The organism is Sporosarcina sp. P34, from assembly GCF_002743375.1.
GTDB lineage: Bacteria > Bacillota > Bacilli > Bacillales_A > Planococcaceae > Sporosarcina.
In genome coordinates, this window is sequence record NZ_PDZC01000013.1 from 1 (window position 1) to 12,481 (window position 12,481).

General features: G+C 38.9%; 8 protein-coding genes. 6 read left to right on the forward strand and 2 right to left on the reverse strand.

The genetic code is table 11. The features are described from left to right. Positions 1-501: 501 nt before the first annotated feature. Positions 502-732, reverse strand: coding sequence for a hypothetical protein (locus CSV63_RS14695; RefSeq protein ID WP_099696488.1), 231 nt, complete (start codon positions 730-732; stop codon positions 502-504). Positions 733-942: 210 nt separating this feature from the next. Then, a complete protein-coding gene (locus CSV63_RS14700; RefSeq protein WP_099696489.1) occupies positions 943-1,326 on the reverse strand; it encodes a helix-turn-helix domain-containing protein in 384 nt (127 codons plus the stop codon). An 823-nt stretch (positions 1,327-2,149) separates the two neighbouring features. Here CSV63_RS14700 and CSV63_RS14705 point away from each other — a divergent pair. From CSV63_RS14705 to CSV63_RS14730, 6 genes are all read left to right on the forward strand, one after another. Beyond that, the gene (locus CSV63_RS14705) at positions 2,150-3,622 is read left to right on the forward strand and encodes a polysaccharide deacetylase family protein (RefSeq protein ID WP_099696490.1); all 1,473 of its coding nucleotides are present in this window, start codon (positions 2,150-2,152) and stop codon (positions 3,620-3,622) included. An 18-nt stretch (positions 3,623-3,640) separates the two neighbouring features. Continuing rightward, positions 3,641-4,960: a nucleotide sugar dehydrogenase gene (locus CSV63_RS14710; protein ID WP_099696491.1), complete on the forward strand. Its 1,320-nt coding sequence runs from the start codon at positions 3,641-3,643 to the stop codon at positions 4,958-4,960. Positions 4,961-4,975: 15 nt separating this feature from the next. After that, the gene (locus CSV63_RS14715) at positions 4,976-6,772 is read left to right on the forward strand and encodes a glycosyltransferase family 2 protein (RefSeq protein ID WP_099696492.1); all 1,797 of its coding nucleotides are present in this window, start codon (positions 4,976-4,978) and stop codon (positions 6,770-6,772) included. 32 nt (positions 6,773-6,804) lie between these two features. Next, on the forward strand, positions 6,805-8,532 hold the full coding sequence (locus tag CSV63_RS14720; RefSeq protein WP_099696493.1) for a polysaccharide deacetylase family protein: 1,728 nt from the start codon (positions 6,805-6,807) through the stop codon (positions 8,530-8,532). A 32-nt stretch (positions 8,533-8,564) separates the two neighbouring features. Continuing rightward, positions 8,565-9,839, forward strand: a complete 1,275-nt coding sequence (locus tag CSV63_RS14725; RefSeq protein ID WP_158233974.1) for a helix-turn-helix domain-containing protein — start codon at positions 8,565-8,567, stop codon at positions 9,837-9,839. A 72-nt stretch (positions 9,840-9,911) separates the two neighbouring features. Next, positions 9,912-12,473, forward strand: a complete 2,562-nt coding sequence (locus tag CSV63_RS14730) for a winged helix-turn-helix domain-containing protein (protein ID WP_099696494.1) — start codon at positions 9,912-9,914, stop codon at positions 12,471-12,473. Positions 12,474-12,481 lie beyond the last annotated feature (8 nt).

Sequence of the window (12,481 nt, forward strand, 5' to 3'; positions counted from 1 at the left end):
CCTGTGAGAGTAGGACGTTGCTAGGCATGCGAAGCCATTCCCTTTGGGGAGTGGCTTTTTTGTGTTTAATACTAAATATGAACTAAGTTCAGAGTCGAGAGATTGTCGATCTTGGTTAGGTGCTCAATAAATCATGATAAGCGCTCTATCTTCTTGCTTACCCGCTCAATGAAGCATGCCATGCGCTCTAACGTTCCGCTTATCTGCTCAATGAAGCATGTCAAGCCCTCTATCGCGCGGCCTACCCGATCAATACAGCATGCCAAGCGCTCTATCACCCTGCCTACCTGCTTAACGCAGCACACCAGACACACTATGACTACCACTTACCACTATAAACCTTGCGAGCCAAGCCCCAATCAATCATCCCTAGTAGCTAGCCCCTCCCTTATGTTAAAAAGAATTTACTAAACAAATGAGACGATAAAAAATCCATGTCGTAAAGCCCATGGATTAGACAGCGGATGTTTCTATTCGAGACGATTAAAGCTGGCTAACTAATCATGCGGGGTAGTAAATATCGTCTTCGCTTTCATAGCGTAATGCAATGGATAGTCCATTGTCTGACTGGAATTTAAGTGTAGTTGTGTCCAGATAACCAGTAAGAATTGAAAATGAATGTCGATCTTGTTGTGGAGGCAAAATAGAATAGTGGATAATATCATGAATAAGCAAAGACATTTCCTTATACGACGTAAAAACGTAATACTCATTGACCATATAAGCCGGCATACTGCTCATCCCCTAAACAAATAGAATGAAGACTTGAGCGACGGAAGAAGAAGAGTAAACGATTGCCTATCAGCAAGCATTTCAGAATAGGCTTCAAAGATATAGCTGAAATTATACTTGCGAATAGAAAAATTGTGTACAGTTATTATATAGTAGAATGTTATAAAATACTATTGAGTATTGTCGAAAAAATTAAAATGGTAAATAAGATTATTTTTTAAAGTTGAACATAGTTTGCATGAATGCCAACAAAGCATTTTTATCCGCGTTGGACAACTTTGTACCATTAAAGGATACGGGCTTTTGCAGTAATTTCTCTAGTTCAATTTCTTTAGCCAGTTCATCACTTTTTGAAGATGTAATGGCTTGATCTACTGTTTCATTAGGTAGGTAACCTGCCAATATTAGCAACTCATTTTTATCTGCCTCCAAGGCAGCTGCTAATGCACAAATCGTTTCACGAGAAGGGTTGTATCTACCTTTTTCTAATGAAGCGATGAAGGAGTAACTCAGATTAGATAGGTCGGCTAAATAACGTAAAGTCATTTGTCTTTGTTCACGTAATTTTCGTAGGCGAATTCCAAATTTGTTCAAACATATTACCTCCTAAACATCTTGATGACTAATATTGCAAAGTATGTACTTCTATCATAACCTATTTACTTATAAAAAGCAGGAAATACTTGCCTAACACTTTTAGGTAGAAAGGCTTTAAAAGAAAAACCATGCAGCAGTTTATTAATTTAATTTGAAAGTCTATAGTACTATTCGATGGAATCCGGGGAAAAAGTTACATATTCCATTACCAATATATTACATTGTGAGCAGCATTATCATTTTACAGCTTTTTTTAAGTACTACTATTCTCCATATCCCTAAGTTTAGTAACCTAAAGTGTAATGTTCAGCGCATATAGAATGAAATAGAACTAAAAAAATATAAATCCATGTGTAGCAAAAATAATTGACGGAGTTGACTGACAAATGTGTTGACAAAAAGAACAAATGAATTTAATATGTGTTGTAAGGCTAAACAAATGGTTTTTTTAACCTATTTGTTTAGAAAAACAACACGGAGGTTAATGGTAAAAAGGAGTTGGTAACTAACTTAATTATAACTGAACACGCAATTGGAATATATAAATGTCTGTCCTAACTTCTATCCAGTTTTACTAGGCTCGCTACTTACTTCTTGCAGCGCTAGTAGTGAAAGACACTAACTACAATATTACGATGAAAAGATAGTGTGGAAAGTTGTTAAGTAAAGAAAATGTACTAATAAATTAGCATAATAGATGCCCTAAATTCCCTATTAACTTTAGTTGATCAGATGACACATATAAGGATTGTGTTTGTTTTCAAGAATAACGCGCAAAAGTATAAAAATTATGATGATACGGAAAGTGTAGGTGTTGAGAATGCGTTATGAATATCGGGAATCTCATAATCTTAACAAATTGAAATCTACCTCTCTTTTATTACTTCTAAGTTCTTTATTGGTAGTAGGTGGATGTTCACCACTGTTTGGAGGTAAAAAGAATAGTGATTCAGCAGCCGTTGCTCTAGCTAGTGAAAAGGTCGCTCCATACGTAGATGGGAAAAGTGAAGTTCTTTCTTATGTATGGACTACTAGAAAGGAGTTATCCCTTACATTTAACGGAATGGCTGATAAAAAGACAATGGTGGAGCTTTTGGATGCACTAGAGGAAAACAATATCCCAGCTACATTCTTTTTACCAGGTATTCGAGTAGCGGAAGAGCCTGAAATTGCTAAAATGATTTTGGATCGCGGCCATGAAATAGAAAACAACACACTTAATCAATTGGATCTTCAGAATATGAGTTATGAGGAATTGTATAAAGAAGTCAAACTCAGCAATGAAGTAATTCGAAAAGAAACCGGTATAACGCCCCGTTATGTCCGAACACGATCGGGTGAATACAATGAGGATCTTCAAGCCGTTACTGCACAACTTGGTATGGATGCCGTCATTAATTACACAATCAACCCACGTGAAGGGGATATGCAAGGAGCTAAGACAATCGGCAAATATGTTGAAAGGTATATAACGCGCGGTTCAATTATCTCCATGCATACGGATATTAATCCCGAGGTGGTTGGAGCCATTCCGTATATCGCGAAGGCTGTTGAAAATACAGGTTATAAATTAATTCCGTTAAATGAACTAGTTAATAAAGGTACCAAGCGTAAACCATTAGAACAAATAGCCGGCTATGATCGAATTAAAATCAATCCAAACTATAAAGATATTAAACCAAATATCTTTTACGATGCTCCTACAGAAGAAAAAGTGATCGCACTGACATTTGATGACTGGGCAAGTGATTACACGGTAACAAAGATTCTTGAGATCTTGAAAGAAGAAAAAGTCCCCTCCACATTCTTCTTGGTTGGTAAAGGGGTAGAGAAAAATCCCAACTTAGCCAGAGCAATTTATGAGCAAGGTCATGAAGTTGCTAGTCACTCATACAGTCATGAAGTAGTGACGAAAATCACACCTGAAAGACTACAAGAGGATTTGGTTAAAGCGCATAAAGTCATTACTGAAGCGATTCAAGCAAAACCGACAATGCTATTCCGTCCGGCTACAGGTGAAATTGATGAAAAGACAGCAAAAGTAGCTATGGCAACAGGTTACAAAAGCATTGCATTGTACGATGTCACGCCATTTGACTGGGACGTAGAAAATGATGCCGATGAAATCGTTAAACGAATCGTCGACAAACGCGGAGAGGGAAGTGTCATTGTACTTCACATCCTAGATGGCACGCACACTATCGAAGCCCTCCCCAAAGTAATCCATACATTACGCGAAGAAGGCTACACATTTAAACATATGACGGAGTTAATGCGAATGAAGAATAACTAAATGACAGAGGTGGTATGAATGGTGAATTCATTATACGAGCGAATCATGTATAGACAAGAAAAGATTGCAGTAGTTGGATTGGGTTACGTCGGACTGCCGGTAGCGATAGCTTTTTCTGAAGTAGCAGATGTCATTGGCTTTGATGTTAGTGAAAAAAAGATTGATCAGTTATTTGCTGGTATTGACGTAACAGGTGATGTTGGAGATGAACGAGTCCGCAATACGAGTATGCTCTTTACATCAAATGAAACGGATTTGCAGGGAGCAAAGTTTTTCATTGTCGCCGTGCCAACACCTATTCAGTCTGGTAACCTTCCGGATTTGAAAGCCCTTCAGTTGGCCAGCCAAGTCGTAGGTCGAAATATGAAGAAGGGGTCAGTCGTAGTCTATGAGTCAACTGTATATCCCGGAGTTACAGAAGAAGTGTGCATTCTTGAATTAGAGGCAGCATCTAACCTGAAATTCGGTACAGACTTTACAGTAGGTTATTCGCCAGAGCGTATTAATCCAGGTGATCAAGTCCACCGACTAGAGAACATTGTAAAAATTGTTTCTGGCAGTGATGAGGAAACACTAAATACTATCGCAAGTGTCTATGAAATGATTATCGAGGCTGGCGTATACCGAGCGGAATGCATAAAGGTAGCGGAAGCGGCAAAGGTCATCGAGAATGCACAACGGGATATTAACATTGCATTCATGAATGAACTCTCCATGTTGTTTAATCAAATGAGAATTGATACACAAGCGGTATTGCGTGCGGCTAAAACAAAGTGGAACTTCCTACCTTTTTCTCCGGGATTAGTAGGAGGTCACTGTATAGGGATCGATCCCTATTATTTAACGTTTAAAGCAGAAGATTGCGGATACCGATCTAAAATATTACTTGCCGGTCGCCATATCAATGATTCAATGGCGGCATATATTTCCCAGCAAATCCTTAAGATCCTTGTACAGCAGAAAGTGAATATGAACAATATCAAAGTGGGTGTATTAGGTCTTACATTTAAAGAAGATTGTCCTGATTTTCGTAACACAAAAGTACTCGATATTATCAACGAATTAGAAGAGTACGGAATCAAGCCAATTGTCGCAGATGCATTGGCAGATCCCCAAGCAGTGAAAGAAGAGTGTGGTATCACGCTTGTATCCACGGAGGAATTCAAAGGATTGCATGCAGTCATTGTAGCAGTACCACATGAGGCGTATAGGGGACTCACGTTGGAAGACTTCCAGCAAATGTTCGAAATGGATACTACTCAACTACTGGTAGATGTAAAAGGAATCTACGAGAAAAAAGAATTTGAAGATCAGAATATCCGGTATTGGAGTCTATAAGAAAGGTGTGGAATTATGGTGAAAGAAAAATCAAATACCAAAACAGTAATCAGACACACTAGGGAATCGACCCTTCTTCCAAACGTCCCAATACTGCTAAGAGATGACGAAGGTAAAATGGTCGAAACGAATCGCATGTTGAAGAATTCCTACTCATGTAATTTTGCTATCACAATGAAAAATAAAAATGTCGGTAAAAAAATGAAAACAAAAGCGATTGAATTATCCAAGACAGAGCTACTTGTTGACTTCGACTCATCTATGAATTCACTGAAAGCTGGCGATGTAGTAAACCTTCGTTTTAAAATTCCTAAAGGAACAATGGAAGAAGGATACGAGTCGACCGTGAGAATCCGTGGAACAGTTAGTTGGCGGGAAGTGGAAATGCCAAATGGTGAAATCACTTGGAAGATGGTCTTTACCTTCGTTGAGTCACTAGATTCTTACTTCCGGAGAACGAAGTGGAAGTTTATCACAACCTTCACCCTTGCCAGTCTCTTACTTGTTGCATTCTTTATTGTATTGATGCGTATTGAAAGTCTAGTCTATTTTAAATTTAATAAGTTCATTTACTTCTATAGTTTGATTGCAGCCACATTTTTGCTCACCCGATATATATTTGGAGCTTTCTATAGGAATGTACCAATCAATTCTAATTATCGTCCAGGTGTCTCTATTATTATTCCGGTCTTTAATGAAGAAGAGTGGATTCACAAAACGATATATGGTTGTCTGAATCAAAACTATCCAATCGATAAGTTGGAAGTAATCGTCGTAGATGACCAGTCCACGGATCTCACAGTCGAAAATATCTGGAAAGCGGTAGAAAGGTTAGAACAAGAAGATGAAGTATACAGAATCAAAGAACGTTTACAAGTATACGTAATGCCGCAAAATGGTGGGAAACGCAAAGCACTAGTAGATGGCGTGGCAATGGCCAAACATGATCTTGTGGTTTTTGTCGATTCGGATAGTATCTTAGAACCGAATGCCATTTTGAATTTAGTCCAACCATTTCAAGATCCTAAAATGGGTGGCGTTGCAGGACGCACAGATGTGGAAAATAAATATGTAAATAGCATTACAAAACTACAAGTTGTCCGTTACTATATTGCTTTTCGTGTCATGAAAGCAGCAGAATCCTATTTTGATTGTGTCACTTGTTTATCGGGTCCATTATCTTGCTATAGAAAGTCTCTGATTCTCGACCACCAAGAGGATTGGCTGAATCAAACTTTCTTAGGTCAGCCAGCGACTTTCGGTGATGATCGCAGTATGACCAACTATATTCTACAAACACACCGCACCGCATACCAAGATAGGGCCATCTGTTCAACAGTTGTTCCGGACAAATTTGGCGTGTTTTTAAAGCAACAAATGCGCTGGAAACGCTCTTGGTTACGTGAATCACTCCGAGCAGGAACATTTATTTGGAGGAAAGAAGTATTTATGGCTTTGTTTTTTTACGTGGGACTGATTGTACCAATTGCTGCGCCAGTGGTCGTATTGTACAACTTACTCTACGTGCCGCTGTTTTACGGTATATTCCCCACCACCTTCTTGCTAGGACTGTTTCTCATGGCCTTCATGATGAGTGCGGCCTACTTGTTCTTTAAGAAAAGCAGTCTGTGGGTCTTCGGATTTGTCTTCGTTTTGATGTATGAAGCCGTTCTATTATGGCAGATGCCTATTGCATGGGTGACATTCTGGAAATCTACTTGGGGAACACGTGATACGCCACAAGATATTGAAGCGCGCGATAAGAAGTTGGGCAAGAAGTTGAAAAAAGATCCTCTAACTATTAAATCATAACTATATGAGTTTGTAGATAAGGAGAATGACGTATGAAACGAAAAAGTGATGAAATATTAGATTATAAAAAGAAGAACCGACGGAAAGTCAGACGATCGATTCTTCAATTAGGTATTTTATTAGTCATAGTATTTCTTGTATTCCAAGCGTTTGTTGAAATGAATCGTTATGATGCATTGAATAATAAAGAGTGGAAGAACAAGCAAGGTTTTATCGCCCTTTCATATCCAGGTGTATCAAGGGATGGATCAGATTCTCTGTTTGCAAAAAAGCAATTGCAGCGGCAGTTGGAAGCGTTGAGAGAACAAGGATATGAGACGATCTCTCAACAAGATATTCTAAATTTCTACAAAAACAAGAAACCATTACCTGAGAAAGCATTATTTCTTGCTTTTGAAGATGGACGTACAGACACGAGCGTTTACGTCAATCCACTGTTGAAGAAGTATAACTACAAAGCGACATTACTCTCTTTCGCCAACAAGTTAGAGGAGAACGATAAACGTTTTCTTCAACCTTCGCACTTAAAGCAAATGCAAAAAAGTGGGTTTTGGGAATTAGGTAGTAACGGTAACCGTTTAACATACATCAATATCTTTAATAAGGAAGGCACATTCTTGAATATTCGTGATGATGAAGAAGTGCTAAGTAAAGATAAAATCGAATCGTACAATCACTTTTCGATGGACTTCATCCGCGATCAATATTTGATTCCAAGTGAGAATCGATTGGAGATGGAGAGGCGCATCACTAATGATTACAAATCAATGCGCAAAACATATCAAGAAAAGTTGGGTGCGATTCCCGGAGTTTACATGATTATGCATGCAAATGGTTTGTATAATACAGCAAACAAATTGGTTACAGAAGTCAATGACAAAGAGATCAGAAAAACATTTGATATGCATTTTAATCAAGAAGGAACTGCACTTAACACGAGAGGGAGAGAATTATATAACCTAACTCGCGTTCAGCCAAAACCATCTTGGTCTACGAATCATTTACTCATGAAAATACAAAGTGATACAAAACAAAGAGTAGATTTCGTAACAGGTAACGAAAAACAAGCCAACCAATGGAAAGCAATTGAAAGCGCAGCGGAATTTCGTGATAGTCTGATCACCCTTACTTCAAAATCAAAAAAAGCTGGAAAATTGGTACTGATGGAGAATACCGCCAAGGATATACAGTTTACAGGAAAAGTGGGGGGGAGTATCGAGGGCCAACAATCTATTTACTTACGACATAGCGAGAATGGCGACTCTTACGTGAAAATTACAGTTGAAAACGATTATTTAGTGATCGAGGAAAAGGTAGAAGGACAATTGAAAGAGCTTCTTGAAAAAAAGTCCATACCGAAAGTTGAAATTGTCCAAACAACAACTAATGAAAAACCTACTGTACGAAAAGGAGATAACGCACAGAGCGAAGGACTGCCTAATGAAAAAAGCATAGACATCAAACTTCAGAATAATAAATTAAACGTCAGGTTAAATAACAAAAAAATTGTAAGTAATCTAGAAGTAAATCAAGACATTCAAGACGGAAAGCTAGTACTCGGTTCTAGCTGGGTACCGGGAGACACCAATGATCCAATTCATGATGCACAGTTCAGTGAAGTGACGATTGCTTCATTAGCGGACAGTGGTGTTGAGCAGACGACCTTGTTCACAAATGAAATACAAAAGCCACGGCAGCTGATGTATACATTTGTTGGTTCTATTAAATCAGCAATGAACTGGGTAGTCGATAACTTCTAATAACCGGCAAGAGTTGAAAAGGCGGGATTTCGATGCTTACTAATAAAAAAATACTATTCATTATGGTTTCCTGCTTCTTTTTTAGTGGATGCCAGGAAAAAAAACAGCAAACCGTAGATTTATCCATTCTAGATGAATTGGAACTTTCAGCTTGGGTGACTGAGTGGCAGTGGCAAAGTGGAGTGGGAGACCTCCGACAAGTTCAGGGTCTAGATAGGGCACAGGTTTTTGCAGCCTATTTTGACGGAGAGGATCACATATATTTACGGGACAAAATGGTCGATGCCATTGGTGCTATGAAAATGCTATCAAAGGAACGTAATATCCCACTCGATTTAACCATTGTCAATGATCAGTTTCTGCCTGATGGAACGGTCGTTTACAAAGATTCGGAACTAATTGGACGCTTGGTAGAAACGCCGGAAAGTCGTAAACGGCATATTGATAATATTTTGGAATACATCAACGTCTATCAATTTGAAGGGTTAGAACTAGACTATGAAAATGTAGATGGGGAAGATCTGCCAAACTTGCTTCAATTTTATAAAGAACTATATGATGCTCTGTTAGTACAAGGAAAGACATTGCGTATTATATTGGAACCCAACTTAGACGTCGAACAATACAATTTTCCTATAGGACCAGTCTACGTCATGATGGCCTATAACTTATTTGGCGGCCATTCAGGTCCAGGGCCAAAAGCAGACGATGAATTCATCCGCAAAGTAGTGAGTAAAATGAATACCCTTCCCGGGCAACCAGTTATCGCATTGTCGACTGGCGGTTTTAGTTGGCAACATGGAAAAGATGAAACGAAAACTCTCACTGAAAAAGAGGCAGAAGAACTTGCTAGAAAAAGTGGGGTGAAGCCCATGCGAGATCCATTTAGTGGCGGTATGTACTTTGATTATCAAGATGAACACGGTGATACGTACACGGTTTGGTACGGAGATCAGCAAACCTTATATCAATGGATGAAAGTTGCCGCTGAAGAGGGACAAATGAGAGTTTCCCTATGGCGAATGGGAGGAATGGAAGACTCTACATTGAAATTCCTAAATAACGCAGTCAATTATAAAGCGAAAGTGGAAGGAGAAAACGAGATGTTTGCCAATCATATAAAAGAACTCAGGAAACAAATGAACCTGACGCAAGCTGAATTGGCTGAGCGGGTGGGCATCGGTCGGACAGCTTTATCCAAAATAGAGAATGGCGCTTACTATCCAAGTGCTAAGACCATGAAGAAAATATCGGATGTGCTCAACAAGCCAATTGGCGAAATATTTTTCAACACAGACATTTCGTAAAGATACGTAAAACTAGTACGTATAGTTGAGTTCTAGTGGGAGTCGTAATGCATTCGAAGGGAGTGAGGATTTGTGAATATATATATAGCTGATGAAAAGATTAAAATACCACTAGCAAACGAAGGAGTAATCAGTAGAAAAGATATAGAAATTCCTATTCACTCGAATTCGGTGCGACTTACTATTGTTCGCGCTCCGGAGGGATATGGAAAGACCATGTTGCTAAGTAAATCATTCTCCCACATAACAGATTCGACCGCTTGGCTCACATTAGACGAAATGGATAACGACCCCATTCGTTTTTGGACCTATGTGATTACGTCATTAGAGAAAAGCGGCAATATAATGGATGCAGAAAAGGTATTGTCTTTCCTCAAAACAAGCCCGCCCTATTACATGATTGTCGAGATGCTGTTGAAAGAACTACATGCCCAACGAAGAAGAGTTACACTAATTCTAGAAAATTATCATATGATCACGAATCCTGTCATTCATAACATGATGAACCAATTCATCGATTCTTTATCGCGTCATGTAAAGGTTCTCATAACAAGCCGAAGTGAAGTGCCTTTATCCGTTTCTAAGTGGCGGATAAAGGGCTGGGTGTACGAAATCGGTATCCACCATCTGCAATTCCAATTGAGTGAAATTCGTGAGTTTTACGGCAAGCGTTCCTCACTATCGAGATATTCCATATTTTTCTACGAGCAAGTATTACGTATTACAGATGGTTGGCCTTTAGGTATTCAATTGATAAGTCTAATCGGATCAGCAGAAGATCCTCAATGGAACGTGGAGGAATCTTCCGTCCTATCGCCTGTCGTAGCAAATTACTTATTGTATGAAATATTGTGCAGTCTCACTCCCATTATGCAAGACTTTCTCATGCGCACATCGGTATTACACTATGTAACACCTAAAAGTTGTAATCAGTTATTGAATCGTAATGATAGTGAAGAAATCTTGAAAGAAATAGAGAAAAGCGGTTTATTTCTTAATCAGTTAACAGATAGTCAACTGACGTACACGTACCATAGTCTATTTTCAATTGCCTTACAGAATGAAAGACGTCGACATTTTTCGAATGACTGTATAACTGAGGTATATGGTAAAGCAGCACATATCCGCTATGAACAAGGCGATTATGCAACAGGAATTGAGTTGGCGATTAAAGGGGAGTTATTTGATGTAGCTGATCATTGGATTAAAGAGAATCTGGTGAACATCATTTTATCCAAACAGACCGAGACATTCATGCGATGGATGTTGATACTACGTAAAAGCACTTTCGAACTCCATGTGGAAACGCTTGCAGTATATGCATTCAATCTAGCCATTCGGTTTGAAATGGAAAAAGCGGGATTAATTATTCGAGAGCTTGACCGTAGGGATCAAAAAACAGGTTGGAAAAAGGAAGACTCATTGGAAGATGCCGCACTAATTTTAGACATTGTAAAAGTGTTTATGTTGTTTACACAGGGTGGTCCGACAGGGAAAAAAGAATTAGGTTCGCAAGAGCGAATTAACAAATATTCATTTTCCGCTGACTCACGATGGAAAAACGTATCGATGACGTATAACCACTTTCAACCTCAATTGCTGAAAACTAGTTTAGGCAATAGAGGCGGACTATACCCTATCAAACGGCTTTCTACATTGAATGACGTTTTACGTACTGATAAATTCCTCGCTCATAATTTGGCAGGGTACAGTTATGGTCTACAAGCGGAAGCCTTCTATGAAATGAATCTATTACCTGAATCCGCACAAAATATGAATAAGGCTATGGAATATATCGATCGTCATAGCGATGCGGGCTTGTCTATACCCATGTACATTCTACAAGCTAAAATGTATCTGGCTAATGAGCAGTTCAATAAAGCACAGGCCATTCTAAACCACGCGATAGAATCAACGGTTAATACTAACTGGCAATGTATTTTACTTATAATGAAAGCACTAGGTTATATTCGAGAAGGATCCTTCGACCGGGCAGAGATTGAATTGAACAGATCATATAATTTAACACATTGGCAAGCAAAATTTGAGATGCAGTTCAGAGTGCTTGTACAGGCGCGACTGCATATGGCCAAAGGCAATATGCAAAAAGCCCTTTATTGTATTAATCAAGTTACGCAAGAAACTAAAGAAGCATTGCATATAGCAACTACTATCGAGGCAAAAATATTGCGGTCCATCTGTATGTGGAATAACAACAAAAAAAGGCTAGCAATCGATATACTTCATGAAGCATTAGAATTAGCAGTAAAGGCGGGCTTTAAACGCATGTTTATGGACGAAAAAGCATTGAATCCAGTGCTAATGAGTTATATTAAAAGGCGAATGAACTTTGAACAACCGCATTGGAAGACAGTTCCGCTTGTCTTTGTACAGTCGTTGCGGACGGATCATATTGCTATTCGCTCGGCTGCTCACCAAAGTAGTAAACCCCATTTAACTCCACGCGAAGAAGAGTTGCTTAAGGCACTTGCAACTGGCTCATCCAACAGGGAAATTGCAGAACAGCTTTTTCTTTCGGAAGGAACCGTTAGAGTGTACTTATCGAAAGTCTATAAAAAACTCAATGTTAGATCACGGACTCAAGCAATACTGCAAGCCAAGGATTGGCAGTAGAACAAAAT